Annotated in this window: 12 protein-coding genes; 9 read left to right on the forward strand and 3 right to left on the reverse strand. The window is 72.4% G+C overall.

Features of this window, described 5'->3' with window-relative positions; genetic code table 11:
- Positions 1 to 5: 5 nt before the first annotated feature.
- Complete coding sequence (locus tag ABEA24_RS19680) at positions 6 to 1,022, reverse strand: CNNM domain-containing protein (RefSeq protein WP_345432382.1); 1,017 nt, start codon at positions 1,020 to 1,022, stop codon at positions 6 to 8.
- Positions 1,010 to 2,374, reverse strand: a complete 1,365-nt coding sequence (locus tag ABEA24_RS19685; protein ID WP_345432384.1) for a hemolysin family protein — start codon at positions 2,372 to 2,374, stop codon at positions 1,010 to 1,012. Before ABEA24_RS19685 ends, ABEA24_RS19680 begins: the two co-directional genes overlap by 13 nt.
- A gap of 343 nt (positions 2,375 to 2,717) precedes the next feature.
- On the opposite strand from ABEA24_RS19685, the gene ABEA24_RS19690 reads away from it, so the two are divergent.
- From ABEA24_RS19690 to ABEA24_RS19725, 8 genes are all read left to right on the forward strand, one after another.
- Positions 2,718 to 3,728 (forward strand): LacI family DNA-binding transcriptional regulator, encoded by a 1,011-nt coding sequence (locus tag ABEA24_RS19690; RefSeq protein WP_345432385.1) that lies wholly within the window; start codon positions 2,718 to 2,720, stop codon positions 3,726 to 3,728.
- Positions 3,729 to 3,799: 71 nt separating this feature from the next.
- Complete coding sequence (locus ABEA24_RS19695; protein WP_345432386.1) at positions 3,800 to 5,068, forward strand: ABC transporter substrate-binding protein; 1,269 nt, start codon at positions 3,800 to 3,802, stop codon at positions 5,066 to 5,068.
- Positions 5,069 to 5,123: 55 nt separating this feature from the next.
- On the forward strand, positions 5,124 to 6,131 hold the full coding sequence (locus ABEA24_RS19700) for a carbohydrate ABC transporter permease (RefSeq protein WP_345432387.1): 1,008 nt from the start codon (positions 5,124 to 5,126) through the stop codon (positions 6,129 to 6,131).
- Positions 6,128 to 6,997, forward strand: a complete 870-nt coding sequence (locus tag ABEA24_RS19705) for a carbohydrate ABC transporter permease (protein WP_345432388.1) — start codon at positions 6,128 to 6,130, stop codon at positions 6,995 to 6,997. The genes ABEA24_RS19700 and ABEA24_RS19705 overlap by 4 nt, the downstream gene beginning before the upstream one ends.
- 64 nt (positions 6,998 to 7,061) lie before the next feature.
- A complete protein-coding gene (locus tag ABEA24_RS19710) occupies positions 7,062 to 8,696 on the forward strand; it encodes a glycoside hydrolase family 13 protein (protein ID WP_345432389.1) in 1,635 nt (544 codons plus the stop codon).
- A gap of 307 nt (positions 8,697 to 9,003) precedes the next feature.
- Positions 9,004 to 11,619 (forward strand): glucosidase family protein, encoded by a 2,616-nt coding sequence (locus ABEA24_RS19715; RefSeq protein ID WP_345432390.1) that lies wholly within the window; start codon positions 9,004 to 9,006, stop codon positions 11,617 to 11,619.
- 99 nt (positions 11,620 to 11,718) lie between these two features.
- Positions 11,719 to 13,719 carry a glycogen debranching N-terminal domain-containing protein gene (locus ABEA24_RS19720; RefSeq protein ID WP_345432391.1) on the forward strand — a complete coding sequence of 667 codons (2,001 nt, stop codon included), beginning with the start codon at positions 11,719 to 11,721 and terminating at the stop codon, positions 13,717 to 13,719.
- A 112-nt stretch (positions 13,720 to 13,831) separates the two neighbouring features.
- The gene (locus ABEA24_RS19725; RefSeq protein ID WP_345432392.1) at positions 13,832 to 15,250 is read left to right on the forward strand and encodes a serine hydrolase; all 1,419 of its coding nucleotides are present in this window, start codon (positions 13,832 to 13,834) and stop codon (positions 15,248 to 15,250) included.
- Between the two features lie 51 nt (positions 15,251 to 15,301).
- Here ABEA24_RS19725 and ABEA24_RS19730 read toward each other — a convergent pair whose 3' ends face one another.
- Positions 15,302 to 16,219, reverse strand: a complete 918-nt coding sequence (locus ABEA24_RS19730; RefSeq protein WP_345432393.1) for a glycosyltransferase family 2 protein — start codon at positions 16,217 to 16,219, stop codon at positions 15,302 to 15,304.
- Positions 16,220 to 16,576: 357 nt separating this feature from the next.
- Here ABEA24_RS19730 and ABEA24_RS19735 point away from each other — a divergent pair, with 357 nt between their 5' ends.
- Positions 16,577 to 19,918 (forward strand): hypothetical protein, encoded by a 3,342-nt coding sequence (locus ABEA24_RS19735; protein WP_345432394.1) that lies wholly within the window; start codon positions 16,577 to 16,579, stop codon positions 19,916 to 19,918.
- The last annotated feature ends 15 nt before the right edge of the window (positions 19,919 to 19,933 follow it).

Genomic DNA, 19,933 nt, shown 5'->3' on the forward strand with positions numbered 1-19,933 from the left:
TGTTCTCAGTGCGGATTGCCGGCGAGCAGCTCGCTGAGCAGATCGTCGAGGCTGACGATGCCGAGGAACGGGTCGTCGGAGGTCGCGACGAGGGCGAGCTGGGCCCGCGCCTTTCGCAGCCCGCTCACGGCGGCCAGCACGGTGGTGCCCGGAGCCAGTGTGGGGAGCGGATAGGTCATGTCCGCGGCGGTCCGGCCGTCGGCCGTACGGGGGAGGGCGTCGCGTACGTGCAGCAGGCCGAGGATCCCGGCCCTGCCGTCCCGTACGAGCAGCCGGGTGTGGCCGCTCGCCGCGGACGCCCGCCGGATCTCCTCGGGGGCGGCGTCGGCGGGGACCACCGTCACCCGCTCGGCGGGCACGACCAGGTGGTCGATGCCCGCGTGCCGCGTGGTGATGGCCCGGCCCAGCAGGTCGTGCTCGGCGTGGTCGATCAGCCCCAGCCGACGCGACTCGCCGATCAGGTGGGACAGCCGCTGCGGGTCGGCCGGGGTCTCCGACTCCTCCCGCGGCCGTACGCCGGCGAGCCGGAGCAGGCCGTTGGTCATCCCGTTGAGCGCGGCCAGCAGGGGCCGCGACAGCCGCGCGAACCCGCGGAACGGGACCGCGAGGAGCAGTGCGGAGCGCTCCGGGTGCGCGATCGCCCAGGACTTCGGCGCCATCTCGCCGGCGACCATGTGCAGGAACGTCACCACGCCCAGCGCCAGCGTGAACGCCACCGCGTGCCCGGCGGCCTCGGGAACCCGGGCGGCCGCCAGCGGCGCGTCGAGCAGGGTCTCGAAGGCCGGTTCGGTGACGACGCCCAGTCCCAGGGAGCACATCGTGATGCCCAGCTGCGCCCCGGCCAGCATCAGCGACAGCTCGTCGATCCCGGCGACGGCCGCCCGCGCCGCCGTACCGCCGCGCGCGGCGGCCCGCTCGAGCCGGGGTCGCTTCGCGGCGACGAGGGCGAACTCCGAGGCGACGAAGAAGGCGTTGCCGGCCAGCAGCAGGAGCGTGACCAGCGCGGAGGTCAGCGGGTCCATGAGACCTCCCCGTCGGGCGCGGCGGTGGCGAGCGGAAGGGCCCGCAGCCGTACGGTCCGGGCGACGCGGCGGCGCACCGCGAGGACCTCGATCTCGGCGTGTCCTGGCGGACCGTACTCGGGGTCGAGTTCGACCTCGATCCGGTCGCCGGCGCGCGGCAGCCGGTGGAGGTGGGTCATGACCAGTCCGCTGAGGCTGTCGTACGCGACGTCGGCGGGCAGTGCCAGCCCCGTCACGTCGCGGACCTGCGCGATCCGCGTCGCGGCGTTCAGCACCCAGACCCCCTCGCCGCGCGTCGGGTCCGCCTCCGCGGCGTCGTTCTCGTCGGCGATCTCGCCCACGAGCTCCTCGGCGATGTCCTCGAAGGTGAGGATCCCGGCCAGGCCGCCGTACTCGTCGACGACGGCGGCGAACTCCTGACGGGCCTCGCGCATCCGTGCCGTCACCTCGTGGACCTCGAGCGTGCCCGGGACGAGCAGCGCCGGGCGCATCACGGTCTCCACCCGGCGGTCCGGCCCGTCGTCCTCGTCGAGGGCGGCGAGCTCGCGGACGCCGACGACGCCGATGACGTCGTCGATGTCGCCTCCCCAGACCGGATAGTCGGTGTGGCCGGCGCGGGCGACGAGGTCGGTCAGCTCCGCCACGGTCGTGGTCCGCGGGACGGCGACGACGTCCGGGCGGGGCACCATGACCTCGGCCGCGGTGCGCTCCCGGAAGGTCAGCGCGCGCTGGAGCAGGTCGGACAGGTCCGGCGGCAGGCGACCCGCGCGCCGGGACTCGCCGATGATGTCGCCGAGCTCCTCCAGGGTCGCCCCGTGGTGCAGCTCCTCCACCGGCTCGACCCCGAACAACCGCACGAGCCGGGCCGCGGCGGTGTCGAACATCCGGATCACCGGGCCGGCCATGGCCAGGTAGGCAAGCGTCGAGGCGGCCAGCGCCTTGGCGACGGGTTCGGCCCGGGCCAGCGACAGGTTCTTGGGCAGCAGCTCGCCGAGCACCATCTGGATCACGGTCGCCAGCAGGAACCCGGCGACGACCGCGACGCCCTCGGCCTCGCCGGCGGACAGGCCCAGGTGCCCCAGCGCCGGGGCGATGAGCGCGGACATGGCCGGCTCGGCGATGAATCCGACGACCAGGGCGGTGATCGTGATGCCCAGCTGCGCGCCCGACAGCATGAAGGAGAGCCGGCCCATCACGGTCAGGGCCCGCCGGGCCCGCTTGTCGCCGTGCTCGGCCTCCGCGCTGAGCGCGGCCCGGTCGGCGGAGACGAAGGCGAACTCCTGGGCCACGAAGTAACCGGTCGCGGCCGTCAGCGCCAGGATGGCGACGACGCCGGCCAGGGCGCTCACCATCGCGGTGCCCCCGGCCCAGGACTGGAAGGGTCCGACGCCGCGGACACCACATCCCCCCTCATCGGTCGATCCTCAATACGCCAACGACCCGGGTCCGCCCCGATGTTCCCCCGAAGCGATCACCTCAAGGGAATCTCAAACCTCTTCCCGGAGGCGCTCCGTACGTGGCATCGTCCTGTCCAGGGGACGCGGAGCAGCCAGGACTCGCTCCCGACACGCCGATGTAACAAGCTGGAAACGTGTGCGACATGTGGTTGACATGACTTCTCGCGCGGTGGCAATTTGAACGATCAAATCGCCCCGGTTGTGACGGAACTTCCGAAACCGAACGCGAGGGAGAGGCATGAGCGGCCGAAACGCGAACGGAGTGACGATCTCCGATGTCGCCGCGGCCGCCGGCGTCTCGCGCCAGACCGTCTCGAACGTGCTCAACGCTCCGGGGCGGGTGGCGCCCGAGACCGCCGAGCGGGTACGACAGGCTATCGAGAAGCTCGGCTACCGGCCGAACCGCGCCGCGCAGAACCTGCGCGAGCGCGCCAGCCGGTGCATCGGCCTGAAGATCGCCGCGCCGATCGGCGTGAGCAACTTCCTCGACCGCTTCCTCTACGCCCTCACGTCGGCGGCCGGGGCGGCCGGCTACCACCTCCTGCTGTTCGCCCCGACGGCCGTGGACGAGGAACTCGCCGTGTACGAGGACCTGATCCGCACCGGCACGGTCGACGGCTTCGTGCTGGCGGACGTCTCGGCAAAGGACCGGCGGCTGCCGTGGTTCGCCGAGCGCCGCATCCCCTTCGTCTGCTTCGGCCGGCCCTGGGGACAGGAGGACGGACCGTACACCTGGGTGGACGTCGACGGCGCGTACGGCATCGAGCAGGGCGTCGACCACCTCGCCGCGCGCGGGCACCGGCGGATCGCCTATCTCGGCTGGCCGGAAGGCACCGGGTTCGGCGACGAGCGGCGGAAGGGCTGGCTGCGGGCCATGGAACGGCACGACCTGCCGGCCGACGGCCTGATCGGCGTGTGCGCCGAAGGCGTCGCCGTCGCCGCTGAGGCGGCCGGGCGGCTCCTGACGATGCCCGCGCCGCCGACCGCCTTCGTGTGCGGCAGCGACACCCACGCGGTCGGCGCCAGGCTCGCCGGCGGCCTGGACACGGACGGCCGCCCGCGGGTCGAGGTCGTGGGCTTCGACGACTCACCGGCCGCAACGTTGATCTCGCCCCGGATGTCGAGCATCCGGCAGCCGCTCGACGAGGTCGCGCGCCGCGTCGTCGGCCTGCTCAAGGCCCGGGTCCAGGGCGGCGACTCCCCGCCCGAGGGGGTGATGTTGCGTCCAGAACTCGTGGCACGGGAGTGACGAAGGCCGGCATCCGGCACCTGTAGTTGAAGAACCCCGAGGATGGAGTAAAGGTGGCATCCATATCCAGAATGACTCGCTGGACGATCGTCGCGGCGAGCGTCGCGATGATGGCCGCAGCGTGCAGCAGCGGCGGCAGCGACAACAAGACCGATTCCAGCAAGGGCGGCGCGCTGAGCGGCCGTGGGCCGATCACGCTCGCGACCGGTAAGGACACGTCGGGCAACCTGCAGAACCTGGTCAACACCTGGAACCAGCAGCACCCGAAGGAGCAGGCCCGGATCATCGAGCTGCCCGAGGACGCGGACGCGCAGCGGCAGCAGATGGTGCAGAACGCCCAGACCAAGTCCAACGCGTACAGCGTTCTGAACCTCGACGTCGTGTGGACGGCGGAGTTCGCGGCCAACCAGTGGATCGCGCAGCTGCCGAAGACCCAGTTCGACCTGACCAAGTTCCTCCCGTCGGCGACCAAGACCGGCGAGTACCGGAACAACCTGTACGCCGCGCCGTGGAAGACCGACTCCGGTCTGCTGTACTACCGCAAGGACCTGCTGGACAAGGCGGGCATCACGGCGCCGCCGAAGACCTGGGCCGAGATGCAGCAGGACTGCGCCAAGGTCAAGGGCGTCAACTGCTACGCCGGCCAGTTCGAGAAGTACGAGGGCCTGACCGTCAACTTCTCCGAGGCGGTCGAGAGCGCGGGCGGCGTGGTCGTCGGCGACGACGGCAAGCCGAACGTCAACACCCCGCAGGCCAAGGAGGGCCTGAACTTCCTGGTCAACGGCTTCAAGAGCGGAATGATCCCCAAGGAGGCCATCAGCTACAAGGAGGAGGAGTCCCGCCGCGCCTTCGAGAAGGGCAACCTGCTCTTCTACCGTCAGTGGCCGTACGCGTACGCCCTGTCGAACAAGAAGGGTGACTCCAAGGTCGCCGACAAGTTCGCCGTCGCCCCGCTGCCGGGTCTGAGCGGCCCGGGCGCGCCGACCCTCGGCGGCCACAACCTGGCGATCTCCCAGTTCGCCCCGAACAAGGCCACCGCGCTGGACTTCATCAAGTACCTCACCAGCGAGCAGACCGAGCGGGCCAACCTCATCGCGTCCTCCGAGGCCCCGACCCTGGCCTCGCTGTACGACGACCCGGAGCTGCAGAAGAAGTTCCCCTACCTGACGACCCTCAAGGCGTCCCTGCAGAACGCCAAGCCCCGGCCGCAGGCCGTGCGGTACAACGACGTGACCACCGCGATCCAGGAGGCCGCCTACTCGGCCCTCACCGGCAAGTCGACCACCGACCAGGCGCTGGCCGACCTGCAGACCAAGCTCGGACAGCTCATCACGCCGTAGCCGTACGCCCGTGGCGGGACGCCCGCCGTCCCGCCACGGGCCCGAGGAGGGCTCCATGACAACTACGACCGCCGTGCCGTCAGCCGCGGCGCCGGTAAAGAAGAAGCAAGACGTCCAGGGCTCGGGTCGCCTGGCCGCCGTGCTGCTCTCGCCGACCTTCCTGGTTCTCGCCCTGGTCGTCGGCTACCCCATCATCGCGGCGCTCCGCGAGTCGCTTTACCAGAAGAGCCAGGGCCTGGACGCCAACGGCTTCGTCGTCAAGGGCGACAAGTTCGTCGGCCTCAAGAACTACACCGACATCTTCACCGGCGTGAAGTCCGACGCCTTCTGGAACGCGTTCTGGAACACCACGTTCTTCACCGTCACCAGCGTGATCATCGAGGTCGCGCTCGGCATCGCGATGGCGCTGATCATGCACCGGGCGTTCCGCGGCCGGGCCTTCGTCCGGGCGAGCATCCTCGTGCCCTGGGCGATCCCGACGGCGGTGTCCGCGCTGCTGTGGCGCTGGGTCTTCCAGGCCGACGGCGTGGCCAACGCGATCATCGGCCAGCAGGTGCTGTGGACCACCGAGGGCTTCCACGCGAAGGTCGCCGTCATCATCGCCGACACGTGGAAGACCGCGCCGTTCGTCGGTCTGCTCGCCCTCGCCGGGCTCCAGCTGATCCCCGCCGAGGTCTACGAGGCCGCCAAGGTGGACGGCGCCAGCGCGTGGCGCACGTTCGTCAAGATCACCCTGCCGCTGATCAAGCCGGTGCTGCTCGTCGCCATCCTGTTCCGGCTGCTCGACGTGCTGCGGATGTTCGACCTGCCGTTCATCCTCATCGGCGCGCACAAGGACTCGGTGAACACCCTGTCCATGCTCGCCTACGACGAGGCGAACAACCTCCGGTACGGTCCCGCGGCCGCCATGGCCACGATCCTGTTCGTCTACGTCGCGGTCGCCGCGTACGTCTTCGTGAAGCTGCTCGGCGCCGACATCATCGGCGAGGCACGGTCGCGTAAGTCCGGAGCCTCCAAGCGCGCCAAGAAGCGCGCGCGGGCCGCCCAGGAGGTAACGGCATGACCGCCATTTCCACCGCCAAGTCCGGGTCCGCCGGGCGCCGAGGCGTCAGCCCGCGGCAGGTGCTCTCGTACGTCGGCATGGCCGTCGTGGCGCTCTACTGCCTGGCGCCGTTCTACTGGATGGTCGTCTCGGCCTTCCGCCGGCCGGAGGACCAGTTCAGCAACTCGCCGATCCCCGCGCCGTTCTCGATCAAGAACTTCACAGCGGTGTTCAAGCACGACGTGGGGTTCCAGCGGGCGCTGCTGAACAGCCTGATCGTGGCGGGCACGACGACGGTGCTGACGCTGGTCGTCGGCACCTTCACCGCGTACGCGCTCGCCCGCCTGGACTTCCGCTTCAAGAACCTCGTGCTCGGCGTCATCGTCGCGACGTCGATGTTCCCGACGATCTCCCTGATCGTCCCGCTGCTGCACCTGTTCACGAACATCGGGTGGATCAACAGCTACCAGTCGATGATCATCCCGAACCTGTCGTTCGTGCTGCCGCTGGCGGTGTGGAACCTCAACGCGTTCTTCCGGCAGATGCCGTTCGAGCTGGAGTACGCGGCGATGGTCGACGGCTGCACCCGCGGCCAGGCCTTCCGGAAGATCATCGTGCCGCTCGCGGCGCCGGGCGTGTTCACCACCGCGATCATCGCGTTCATCGCCGCGTGGAACGAGTTCATGATCGCGCTGAGCATGGTGAACAAGAAGGAGATGCAGACGGCCACCGTGTCGATCTCCAAGTTCACCGGAGCGTACGGGTTCGACCAGCCGTTCGGCACGCAGATGGCGGCCGGCGTGCTCGTCACCGTGCCGCTCGTCATCGTCGTGCTGATCCTCCAGCGCCGCATCATCGCCGGTCTCACCTCCGGCGGCGTGAAGTAGCGCGACGCCGTCCCCCCACCCCGAAGGGAACGCGACGCCGTCCCCCACCCCCCGAAGGGAAACCGTGCACGTCAACGCCCCCTGGTGGCGCAGCGCCGTCATCTACCAGATCTACATTCGCAGCTTCGCCGACGCGAACGGTGACGGGATCGGTGACATCGCCGGCATTCGGTCCCGGTTGCCGTACCTGCGCGACCTCGGCGTCGACGCCGTCTGGATCACGCCGTGGTACCCGTCGCCGATGGCCGACGGCGGGTACGACGTGGCGGACTACACCGATATCGAGCCGATGTTCGGCACCCTGGCCGACGCGGACGCCCTGATCCGTGACGCGCACGACCACGGCCTCAAGGTGATCATCGATATCGTCCCCAACCACACCTCCGACCGGCACACGTGGTTCCAGGCCGCGCTCGCGGCCGGCCCGGGCAGCCCCGAACGCGACCGGTACGTCTTCCGGACCGGTCGCGGGGCCGACGGCGAACTGCCGCCGAACGACTGGCGAAGCACGTTCGGCGGCGCCGCCTGGACCCGGGTGCCGGACGGAGAGTGGTACCTCCACCTGTTCGCCCCCGAACAGCCGGACCTGAACTGGGAGAACCCCGAGGTCCGCGCGGAGTTCGAACGGGTGCTGGCGTTCTGGTTCGACCGCGGCGTCGACGGGTTCCGCATCGACGTCGCGCACGGCCTGATCAAGCAGGACGGCCTGCCGGACCTCGGCGGCGAGGGCGAGGACGTCCTCGAGCCGAGCATGCGGCTCGACCACCCGCACTGGGACCGCGACGGGGTCCACGAGATCTACCGCGGCTGGCGGCGGGTGGCCGACCGTTACGACGGCGACCGCACGTTCGTGGCCGAGGCGTGGGTGGCGACCCCGGAGCGGCTGGCGCGCTACCTCCGCCCCGACGAGCTGCAGACCGCCTTCAACTTCGACTACCTGCGCGCCTCCTGGGACGCGGCGAACCTGCGCTCCGTCATCGACGAGAGCCTGGCCGCCTTCGCCCTGGAGGACGCCCCGGCCACCTGGGTGCTGTCCAACCACGACGTGGTCCGCCACGTCACGCGGTACGGCCGGAGCGACACCGGCGGGCGCGGTCCGCAGGGCGACGTCGAGGAGCCCGTCGACCTCGAGCTCGGCACCCGCCGGGCCCGCGCCGCCGCGCTGCTCATGCTGGCGCTGCCCGGCGGCGCGTACGTCTACCAGGGCGAGGAGCTCGGCCTCCCGGAGGTCGAGGATCTGCCCGAGTCCGCGTTGCAGGACCCGGTGTGGGAACGTTCCGGCCACACGTCCCGTGGCCGTGACGGCTGCCGGGTGCCGATTCCGTGGTCCGGTGACACCGAGCCGTACGGATTCGGACCTGACGGCAGTACGCCGTGGCTCCCGCAGCCGGAGTCCTGGAAGGGCTACACCGCCGAGGCGGAGGCCGGCGACCCGGCGTCCATGCTCGAGCTCTACCGTTCCGCGCTGCGGATCCGGCACGAGCACGCGGCCCTGGGCGACGGCGGCCTGACCTGGGACGACGACGCTTCGGAGGGTGTGCTGCGGTTCACCCGCACGCCGGGCTTCGCCTGCGTCGTCAACCTGTCCGGCACTCCGTACCAGCTGTCCGCCGACGCCGAGGTGCTGCTGGCCAGCGGCCCGCTCGACGGCGGCCTGCTGCCCACGGACACGGCCGCCTGGCTGGCCGTCTCCGACTGAGCCCGCGGCCCGCCGAGGCGCCGCCGGCCGACGGCACCTCGGCGGGCCACCGTCCGCCGGCACGGCGGTCCGCTCCGGACCGGATCGTGCCGCCCACCGAAACAGGCCGCCGTCGACCGGCGGCCGCCAGATCAGCGGGCCGCCGTCCGTACGGCGGTCCGCTCCAGACCGGGCCGCGCCGCCTGCCGGCACGGGGTCGCCGATCGGAGGCCTCCAGAGCGGCGGGCGGCCCACCGGCACGGTCGTCCGGCCACGACCGCGCCGGATCCCATGCACGTCTCGGGGGTCGTCGAGAGAGGTGATGCTGATGAGAAGACGCGTCCTACGACCCGTCTCCACTGCCGCCGCCGCACTGGCCCTGATCGCCGGGACCGTCGCGGCGCGGCCCGCCCCGGTCCGCGCGGCGACGAGTACCGGCGCGGCGGCCGTCCCGGCCGAACTGTCGGAGACGACCCGGCTGCCGGACCGGCGGTCGGTCGTCATCGGGGACCGGTTCTACTCGATGTCCACCGAGGACGGGCTCTACCCGGCGGCGGGCTGGCACACGAGCGGAGAGATGGGCGGGCTCTGGACCCCGCCGCTGAAACTCCTCGACGGCGTCTGGTTCGGCCTGGACGGGGCGTGGCTCGGCAAGCAGGCCGCGGCCGAGCGGTTCACCGCCGGGCACGGCTACACCCGCATCGCCTACAGCGCGGCGGACGGCGTGCGCGCCGAGCGCACGGATGTCGCGCCCGACGGCGTACGGGCCGGGCTCATCGGCATCACCCTCAGCTCCGCGTCCCGCCGCACCGTACGGCTCGACGTCGACGCGCACTCGGAGCTGATGACCGCCTACCCGTGGGGCTGGACGGCGCCCGACCAGCAGGCGAACAACCTCCCGGACACCGGCGCGTACGAGAACGGCGCGCTGACCTTCCGCGAGCAGGGCACCCCGAACGTGCCGAACGCGCCCCGGCACGACTACGCCGCGCTCGTGGCCGCCGACCGCACCCCGGTCGCGCACCAACTCGGTTCCGACCACCGGGGACCGCAGGACCCGGCCGTCGTCTGCCCCGCGAGCGGCGACCAGCCCAAGCGCTGCGACGACACGGCGTTCGGCAAGGGCGCCGGCGGGCGGCTCTCGTACGACGTGACGGTCCCGGCGGGCGGCAAGGCCACCGTGTGGATCGCGGTCGCCGGTTCCGACCACGGCGTCTCCGAGGCTCAGGGGGCGCTGCGCACCGCGCTGCGCGACCCGGCCGCGCTGCTCGCCCGCAAGGTCGCCGCACGGCGCGCGGTCGCCGCGAACACCGTCGTCGACCTGCCCGGCGACCGGCTCCTGCAGCAGAGCGTCGAGTGGAGCAAGCAGAACCTCGCCGACTCCGTGCAGGAGGCCCGCGACCTGCAGCTGCGGGTCACCCACGAGGGCAAGGAGTTCCCGGCGCCCAAGGGCACCGTCGCCAAGGCGCGCTGGCTCGGCGCGGGCTGGCCGGACTACCCGTGGCTGTTCGGCACCGACGGGGAGTACACCGCCTACGCGACCGTGGCGGCCGGGCAGTTCTCCTCGATCGAGGACCACCTGCGGGCCGTCCGCGACACCAGCGACATCGTCAACGACCGCAGCGGCAAGGTGATCCACGAGGTCGTCTCGGACGGCTCGGTCTACTTCGGCGCGAACGGAGAGGCCGGCAACACCGACGAGACCGCGAAGTTCCCCAGCGCCGTCGCGCTGGTGTGGCGCTGGACCGGCGACCGGTCATTCCTCGACTCGATGTACGACTTCACGAAGCGCAACATGCACTACATCGTGGAGAAGCTGGACGCCGACGGCGACGGCTGGCCCGAGGGCTCCGGCAACGTCGAGCGTCCCGGCATGGGCGTCGAGAAGCTGGACAACGCCGTGTACACCATCCGCGGTCTGCGGGACCTGGCCGACCTGGCCACCGCCAAGGGCGACGGCGCCACCGCCGCCTGGGCGGGCGGGCACGCCGACGCGATGGAGAAGAAGTTCGAGGGAGCCTGGTGGTACGGCGGCGACACCGCCCAGTACGCGGACTCCGTCGACAAGCCCGACGACCCGGCCAACGACAACACGAAGATCTTCCAGCGGCACTGGATCGGCGTGACCCCGATGGACGCCGAACTCGTCCGTCCCGGTCAGGCCACCCGTCCGCTGGCCGACGACCAGCACGCCCAGACGGCGCTGGCCCGGCGCGAGCAGTCCTGCTACACCGGCACGACCGGGCTCTACCACACGGGCACCGGCCCGACCTCGGCCGACGGCGGGAACAAGGGATCGTCCTGTGACGGCGTGGTCTCGTCCGTGCAGAGCGACCGCGAGGTCTTCTCGCTCGGCAACGGGATCATGGCCGTCGCCGAGGGCAACTACGGCCGCCTGGCCCAGCAGCGGACGTACACCACCGACAACGCCCGAATCCAGCTCGACCCGTCGCTGCGGGAGATGCCGGGTGCCATGCCGGAGATCGCGCCGAGCCCGGACTTCGACCCGGCGAACATCGACCGTCCCCTGACCGGACGCTCGATGGTCCTGCAGGCGTGGGGCGCGTACGGCAACCTGTGGCCCGTCGTCCACCAGCAGCTCGGCGTCTCCCCGGACATGGGCCGGGCGCGGCTGGAGGTCGTCCCGCAGGTCCCGCCGGGCCAGTCCCACGTCGCCGGACGCAACATCCGGGTCGGCGGCGGCGCCGTCGACGTCACCGCCGAGGCCGCCGGGAAGTCGCTGCGCACCGCCGTGACCGGCCGGTCCGCCAAGGCGAGCCTGCTGATCGGCCAAGTCCTGCCGAGCGGCGCGACGGTCGCGTCGGTGACTCTCGACGGGCACGCGGTGAAGTACCAGGTCCGGAAGACCGCGCGCGGCACCGAGGTCGTGGCCGACGCCGGTTCCCTCGACGGCAGGTCGGTCCTCGCCGTCACCCTCCGCTGAATCCCCGGGGCGCCCGCCACGACCGGCGGGCGCCCCCCCGACCCCCTTGGAGCGCCCCGCCACGACCGGGCGGGCGCCCCCGACCCCCTTGGAGTCGTCGTGCCCGAGCCCTCCCTCCACGAGCACCTGACGTGCGTCGCGGCGCCCGCCATCTGGCTCTCGCCGCCCGGCGGGCAGCTCACCGGGGGCGGCGACGGGCTGTACGTCGCCGACCGGCGTGTCCTGTCGCGGCTGGTACTGACGATCGACGGGACCGAGCCCGAGCCGGTCGACGCGGTGCGGGTCGGCGCGGACGGCGCCCGGTTCACCGCCGTGCTCGGCGACCTGACGGTCGAGCGGACCCGTACGGTCGGCCGCGACGGCGGCACCGAGGAGATCCGCGTCCGGAACACCGGAGCCGAGCGCGTCACGGCGGTGCTGGCCGTCGAGGCGGCGGCGGATCTCGCCGAGATCAGCGCGGTCAAGGCCGGCACGGTCGGCGAACCGGGCGCCGCGGGCACGCCCGGCGGAGACGTCGGGACCGAGACGCCGCTGCACGACGGCGTCGCCCACGTCGCGCCGGACGGGTACAAGGTGGTCCTGACCGGCACGGCCCGTGCCGAGCTTTCCCTCGCTCCCGGCGAGGAGTTCACGACCACCATCACCGTACGGGCGACGCCGCCGCCCGTGGAGGGGTTCCGGCAGCGTCCGCCGAGCGGGCCGCCGCCGTGGTCGGCCGCCCCGCTCACCGTACGGTCCGCCGACCGCCGCCTGGACGCGCTGGTCGACCAGGGGATCGCCGACCTCGGCGCGCTGCTCCTCGCCGACGAGGACGACCCGTACTGCGCGGCGGGCAGCCCCTGGTACCTAACGCTGTTCGGCCGGGACTCGCTGTGGACCGCGCGGCTGGCGCTCCCGCTCGGGTACGAGCTCGCGGCCGGCACCCTGCGGGCTCTCGCCCGGCACCAGGGCGTCCGCCACGACCCGGACACGGAGGAGGAGCCCGGCAAGATCCCGCACGAGCTCCGGCCCGTGCACGCGGCCGGCTGGCTGCCGCCGGTGTACTACGGGACCGTCGACGCCACGCCGCTGTTCGTCATCACCCTCGCCGAGGCGTGGCGCTGGGGCATGCCCGCCTCGCAGGTGGAGGCGCTGCTGCCCGCCGCCGAACGCGCGCTGGACTGGCTCGCGGGCTTCGACGGGTTCGTCTCCTACACCGGCTCGCCGGACCGGCTCGTCAACCAGGGCTGGAAGGACTCCACGGACGGCGTCCAGCACGCCGACGGCCGCCTGGCCAAGCCGCCGGTCGCCCTGTCGGAGGTGCAGGCGTACGCCTTCCAGGCGGCCATGCTCGGCGCCGACCTGCTCGACGCCTTCGGCCGCCCCGGCGGCGAGCGCCGCCGCGAGTGGGCGGCCGCCCTCGCGGACCGGTTCCGCGAGCGCTTCTGGGTGGACGGGTATCCGGCGATCGCCCTCGACGGCGGGGGAGAGCCGGTCGACGGCCCGGCGTCCAACATGGGGCACCTCCTCGGCACCGGGCTGCTCACGGCGGCGGAGGAGGACCGGGTCGCGCCCCACCTCGCCGCGCTGGACTCCGGCTGGGGCCTGCGGACCCTCGGCACCGGCTCGGCCGGATTCGATCCGCTGTCGTACCACCTCGGGTCGGTGTGGCCGCACGACACCGTCATCGCCGTGCTCGGCCTCATCCGCGCCGGTCACCGTGACGTCGCCGCGAACCTGGCGCGCGGGTTGATCGCCGCCGCGCCGAGCTTCGAGTACCGCCTGCCGGAACTGTTCGGCGGCCAGGAAGCCCCGCCCGGCCAGGGCAGCCGGCAGCGTACGAGCGAGGGTCAAGGCGCGTCGGTGGGGCCCGTGCCGTACCCGGCGGCATGCCGGCCCCAGGCGTGGGCCGCCGCGGTGTCCCCGGCGCTGGTCACGGCGCTGCTCGGCCTCGACGTCGACGTGCCGTCGGGACGGATGACGGTGTCCCCGCTACGGGGCGTCGGCGCGCTGTCGGTGAGCAACGTCCGCGTCGGCGAGGCGACCGTCTCCATCGACGTGGATCCCCAGGGCGCCGTGTCCCTGATCGGCGCGCCCCCGAGCCTGACCCTGGAGGTCTGACCGGCGGAGAGCCGACCTGGCGAAGTTGATCTTGGTTAGCGCGGAGTAAAGATCCTTGGCCCATTCCGTGGACGGCACATTTTCATGATCACGTTCGGGTTACTGTGGCGCGGTGATCTTGTCTCGACTACGCAAACACGGCCAAGCTCTGGTCGCGATCGGCGGTGCCGCCGTGCTGACGGCCACCATGGTCCAGCCGGCCGACGCGGCCACGCACAAGTCCAGCGCGCTCGCCGCACGGCTCCGGGCCGCCATGGTCGCGCAGAACTTCGGCGACCTCCTTGACACGACCCCGCCCGGGTCGGCCCAGGCCCGTGCGCTCGACGCCCAGCCGGAGTCCGAATCGGGCCGGCCGAAGCACGCTCCCGCACTCAGCGCCGCCGCGGCCACGACGATCCACCAGCAGCCGCAGGTCGACACCACCGTCATCGAGCTCGACAAGAAGGGCCGCCCCGTCTCGTCGGGCACGGTCCTGATGAGCCCGCAGTACAAGAACGGCGTCGTCGTCCCGGTGGACAAGAACCTCCGCACCACGGCCGTGCGCTACCGCCTGTGGGACACCGACCAGTGGGATGCCAACAACGGCCAGGGCACGACCGACACCGTGCCGGGTCGCGAGAACGCGCCCATCGACTTCATGGAGCCCTACTCGGCGTCGATCGTCAAGCTGATGGTGGGCTTCGGGATCATGCAGCTGGTGGACAAGGGCAGCATCAAGCTGGACGACACCTACGCCTACACGCCCACCAAGCCTTCGGACCGCTGCGAGGGCGCCACCACCCGGACCATCCGCGAGTACTTCGACCGGATGATCACCATTTCCGACAACGGCTCGGCGTGCACGCTCATCAAGGTGATGCACGAGCACGGCGGGGTCGACTGGCTCAACCAGCAGTTCCAGGACCTCGGCCTGGACATGCTCCAGCTGAAGGGCACCGACCCGGCCAACGGCGACTGGTCCCCGCAGATCACCATGTCGTCGCTGGACACCGCCAAGCTGCTGATGCTCATCAACGGCGTCTCCGGCACGGCGTGGACCGCTCCGAACGGCAAGCCGGTCACCAGTGACATCCTCAGCACGTCGTCCCGCGAGTTCTTCCTGAAGGAGCTCGGCGACCAGGGGTGGAACAACGTCCTGTCGACGACGAACTACTGCGGCTACTCCTACCCGACGCAGGGCATGCCGCAGCGCATCGCCCAGCGGTGGATCGGCGCCGACGGGACCGTGACGGTCAACGACGACCCGACCGACGGCAAGTACCAGTACCCCGTTCAGCCCTGCCAGGACGCCGCCCAGGTGACGTTCGCCCACAAGACGGGGCTGACGGCGTTCGCGGCCGGGGACGCGGGCATCGTGCACTCGCTGCCCGGCCAGGCGAACCGGAACTACATCATCGTCTCCTTCAGCAACCTCGGCTGGCGCTACCAGGACGCCAACCGTCCCAACCCGGGCGTCCAGCCCGCGGTGAACCGCACCGAGAAGTTCGCCAAGCTCGGCCGCGCGATGGACGGGTACGAGGCCCAGAAGTAGCCGACGCGAGTACGAGAAAGGGGCCGGATCTCTCCGGCCCCTTTTCCACGCTCAGATGACGGGTGGGCGGCCCAGCCGGGTCATCCGCCACACCGTGCGCCAGGCCATCGGCCGCCGTGTGCCGCACGGTGTGCGCACGCCTTCGACGAATCCGCCCCACCAGGCCCGCAGGCCCGCCGGCGGCGGTCGCCGTGCCGCGGTCACCAGCGCCCACACCCCGAGGTAGACCGGGACCAGCACCGCGGGCAGGTGGCGGCGGGCCAGCCAGACCCGATTACGGGCGATCATCCGGTAGTACATCGCGTGCCGGGTCGGGCTGGTGCGCGGGTGCTGCAGGACCAGGTCGGGCCGGTAGTCGATCCGCCATCCGGCGTCCAGCGCGCGCCAGGCGACGTCGGTCTCCTCGTGTGCGTAGAAGAACGTCTCCGGCCAGTCGCCGGTCTGGGCGACCACGTCCATTCGGATGGCGTTGCCGCCGCCGAGGAAGGTGGTGACCGGGCCGCCGCGGAGCGGATTCCGTGCGCCCAGCCGGGGCACGTGGCGGCGCTGGGTGTCGCCGGTCTCATCGGCGATCCGGAAGCTCACGATGCCCAGGGCCGGATCCTCGGCGAACGCCCGGCGTACGGCCTGGGCGGTATCGGGGTCGGGGAGCAGTCCGTCGTCGTCGAGGTACATCACCACATCGACGTCACCGTGCTCACGCAGCGCCGCCAGCGCGACGTTGCGGCCACCGGAGATGCCGAGGTTCCTGCCCACCTCCACGCCCTGAACCTCAGGTGGAAGTGGCGGCAACGTCGCCCCGTTGCCCACCACGACGATCCGCGGCCGCGGTCCGTACTGGGACAGCACCGATTCCAGCAACGCGGACAGCTCGGCCGGCCGGTCTCCCATCGTCAAGATCGCGACACCGAGCCGTACGCCTTCGCCGGCGAGGGCGGCGGGCGGCACGTGGACTTGCGTGGAGGGCACGACGACTCCCGGACGGCAGGTGGGGAACGAGCGGCGTGGCGATGAACGCCACGGAAACAGATCGTAACGAAAAGCCGACGACACCACGCCCGGGATCCGGCCACCGGCCGTTAATCATTGGACCGGCATTCAGCCCGTGTGGCAGCCGCTCTCCAGAGATGAGGGGCCGCCGGCCGTTCGGCGGCGGCGGACGTCCCGGTTGCGGATGGCGAGGCGATCCACCATCATCGGTCCCATGATCGATGGAAAGGGCGGCCTCCGCCCCGGCCGTTGAGGCCCGCCGAGCCGGTCGGAGCACCGGCCCCGAGCACTGTCGAATTTCTTCACCTCTTCGAATCCCTTCCCTACGCGCGACGTATGCGGGAACAGGCCCTCTACGCGCGCCGCCATCGCCGAACATCGGGCTTCCGGGATCTCCTGGCGGACCTGGGACGCCTCGGCCGGTACGAGCGGCGGACCGCTCTGCACCTGGCCATGGCGGCCCGCGACCTGCCGTACATCGAGACGGTCCTCACCGGACCGGACCTGGCGCTGCGGCGGGCGGCCCTGCGGGCGGTGCGGATCCTCCCGGTGTCCGACGAAGCCGCGGCCGCCGTCCTCGACGACGCGCCGATGGACCTGCGGCTGGCGCTGTACCGGACGCTGAGGCATGCGCGGCGCTCGGCCCTCGCGGACCGGCTCCTCCCGGAGGTCCGGGCCCGCTGGGGCGACCACGAGGGCGCCGCGCTGCTGCCCGCCTGCACGGCCGCCGTCGCCTCCCGTCACCTGCCGGACCTGGCCCACGCGGTCACGTCGTGGCGGGCGCTGGGCCGCCGCCATCCGAACGCTGTGCTGGACACCGTGGATCGGGAGCAGCCCGAGGTCGTCGGCCGGCCGCGGTGGCACGGGGACGCGGTCGTCGCCGCCGCGCCGGCCGAGCCCGGCCGGGCCCTGGAGATCCTGGAACGGCACCGTATCGGCCGGCACGTGAGACGAGTGCCCGCAGCGGTCATGGGCGCGCTGTTCACGGTGGACGCCGACCGGACGACCCGGATGCTCTTCGGCGATCCCCACTGGGGTCTGGGATGGGGCGTGCCACCGCGATCGCTGCTCACCCGGCTGCGTCGATGCTCCGACGCCCGTCTCGTCGCGGTCGTCAAGGACAGTCCGGATCGGCTCGAATGGGTCCTTCGCGCGCTGCCGCCCGGCCGCAGGGCGGCGGTCTCCGATGCCGTACGGGCCGGGGAGCGGCTGTCACAGATGTGGTGGAGCTCCCTTCTCGGGACGCTCCCGCCCGAGCGGGCGGCGGCCGAGGCGCGCCGGTCGCTGGAGTGGCACGCCTCCGTCTGGCATTCCGCCCGTGACCGGCTGGACGATCCCGATATCCCGCTCCGGCTGACCGCCTACCTCCCGTACGAGGAGGCGGCCGGGACGCTCAGGGAGGCCGCCTTCGGCGGCGATCCCCGGCGGCGCGGGCTCGCCCGCACCCTGCTGATCGAATGCGCGGCCCGTACCGGGGACCGGGCGCTGCTCGCGGAACTGCTCGATGAGCTGGCCCGGCGTACGGAGAACGAACAGGACCCCCTGCGGGGGGCACTTCTGAGCGCCGTGCGCGACCTGCGCCCTGGGCTGCTCGACGATCGCTGCGCGGACGCCTTCGAGAGGCTCGCCGCCCGCGTCGCCGAGGCCGGGGACTCCTCGATCGCCACCTGCGCGGCCCTACGGGGTCTGGCCGCGCGGGTGCTCCGCCACCACGAACCGGCCGCCTCGCCCCGCCTGGTCACCTGGGCCTTCGCCGTGTACGACCGCCTCGTGCGGCGTTTCGGGGCGGACGCCCTCAGCTGGCGGGACGAACCGGGTCCGGCCGTCCGCCGGCGGCGGCGCCGATGGGCGGAGCCGGCGCGGGACGACCGGCGGCACCGCCTCGACACCGTTCTGCGCGCCGGCCAGGAGCGCGACCTGCTCGCGGTGCTGCGGCCCCACCTGCGAGCGTCCCGGGAACGCGAGGACTTCGCCCTGGCCGTCGCCCTCGCGCGGGCGCTCGGCAGGAGGGCCCGGTCACTCGACGCGCTCCAGGAGGACCTGCGCCTGGCGATCCTGCGCGCACCGGAGCCGCCGGCCTGCCAGGCGGCCGAGCTCTGGCTCGCCGACGCACCCGACCGCGACGAGCGGGCGGCCTCCCTCGTACGGGAGGATCCTGCCGCCATCGAACTGCCCGCCGTCTGGCGGACGATCGCGGGACGCCGCACCGACCTGCTCGGCGTTCCGGTCCCGGAAGCCTCGGCACGGCGTCGCCCGGACTCCGGCCCCTGGGTTCCGGACACCGGTGGTGGCCTGCCGGGACGATGGACTCCTTCGCAGCGAGACCAGGTCCGCGATCGGGTGCGCCGGGTCATCGAGGACGACGGTCTGCCCGTCGCCGCCCGAATGTCGGCCGTCCGGGCGATCGGCCGGCTGCCCGGCGCCCTGACCGACCTCACCGGCCTGGCCGAGGAGGCGGATCCGGTCATCGCCGAGACCGCCCTCGAGGCGATGGCCGAAGTGGACGCACCCGCCGAGGCGCTGCCGGTCCTGCTGGCGCACGCGGGCGGACACGCCTCCCGCGCGGCGGTGGCGGCGGCGGCGCGGTGCTGCCGGTCCGTACCGCCGTCCCGGCTCCGCCCGGTCCTCGAGCAGGCGCTGTTCGGCCCGGACGTCAAGGTCACCGTGCGCAAGGAGGCGGGGCGGCGCCTGGCCGGCTGTCGCGTGCCCGGAGCGGTGGACCTGCTGTTGCGCGCCTGGGAGGCTCCGGACACGCACCGCGACGTGCGGGTGGCGGTGGCGGTCGCACTGCGCCGGACACCGGAGGACCCACGGTCGCTGCCCGCCCTGCGCGCGGCCGCCGACCGGTACACCGGAGAGCTCATGCTGCGCACGCTCTTCCAGGCGAACCCCGGGGAGTACGGCCCGGCCCACCGCCCGGTCTACGCCGACCTCGTCCGCCGGCTGCTCCTGGCGGCGGACGGGCCCGGCGTCCGGTTCCGCGGCTCCAGGGCGTTCGCGACCTGGGCACCCTGGTATCACGGCGGATTCGCGGAGACCGTACGGGCCGCCGGCGACCCGGACGACTCGGACGGCGATGGTGAAGTGACCGTGCTGCTCGCTCTGCTGAGGTCCGGCCGGATCCACGACGAGATCCTCGACGTGCTCGGCCGGCTGGCCGCCGCTCGCCGACCGGGCGGAGCGACCGCGGATCACCGCGACGACACCGCCGCGCGGGCCCGGGCGCGGATACGGTCGATCGTCGACACGCTGGCGACCGTCCAGGACGCCGACCGGCGACCCGTTCCCTGGGAGTCGCGCCTCGTGCGGGACGCCATGGGGCTGCTCGCCGCCGAGCCCCGGCACTTGCCGGAGGCGGCCCGCCTCGGCGTCGCGCCCTCCCGGTGCCGCAACGTGCCGACGCGGACTCTGACGAGCCCGGACCCGGTGCACAAGGATCGGTCGGCGCGGCATCGGAGGGCGACACGGAAGCCGCGCGGCTCGCCGATCGGCTCGGCGAACTGGCCGACCTGCTCGCGGACCGGCCGGTCCTCGCGACCCGGACGGCCGGGGAGGTCGGGTGCCGGTTCCGGAGCTATCGGGGGGACAGCAGAGCCGATCCCGCGCTGCTCCTGGCGGCGCTTCGCCGTCTGTCCGGGCGGGACGACCTCGCGGCAGGGCTGTTCGCCGTCACACTGACCCGCGTCGGCGGGG

Origin of the sequence: Actinoallomurus vinaceus, from assembly GCF_039542055.1 — a bacterium.
Classification (GTDB): domain Bacteria; phylum Actinomycetota; class Actinomycetes; order Streptosporangiales; family Streptosporangiaceae; genus Actinoallomurus; species Actinoallomurus vinaceus.

Coding starts and splice junctions, on each gene's coding strand:
- ABEA24_RS19680 (WP_345432382.1), bottom strand. CDS start 1,022: ATGGACCCGCTGACCTCCGCGCTGGTCACGCTCCTGCTGCTGGCCGGC.
- ABEA24_RS19685 (WP_345432384.1), bottom strand. CDS start 2,374: ATGGTGAGCGCCCTGGCCGGCGTCGTCGCCATCCTGGCGCTGACGGCC.
- ABEA24_RS19690 (WP_345432385.1), top strand. CDS start 2,718: ATGAGCGGCCGAAACGCGAACGGAGTGACGATCTCCGATGTCGCCGCG.
- ABEA24_RS19695 (WP_345432386.1), top strand. CDS start 3,800: ATGACTCGCTGGACGATCGTCGCGGCGAGCGTCGCGATGATGGCCGCA.
- ABEA24_RS19700 (WP_345432387.1), top strand. CDS start 5,124: ATGACAACTACGACCGCCGTGCCGTCAGCCGCGGCGCCGGTAAAGAAG.
- ABEA24_RS19705 (WP_345432388.1), top strand. CDS start 6,128: ATGACCGCCATTTCCACCGCCAAGTCCGGGTCCGCCGGGCGCCGAGGC.
- ABEA24_RS19715 (WP_345432390.1), top strand. CDS start 9,004: ATGAGAAGACGCGTCCTACGACCCGTCTCCACTGCCGCCGCCGCACTG.
- ABEA24_RS19735 (WP_345432394.1), top strand. CDS start 16,577: ATGCGGGAACAGGCCCTCTACGCGCGCCGCCATCGCCGAACATCGGGC.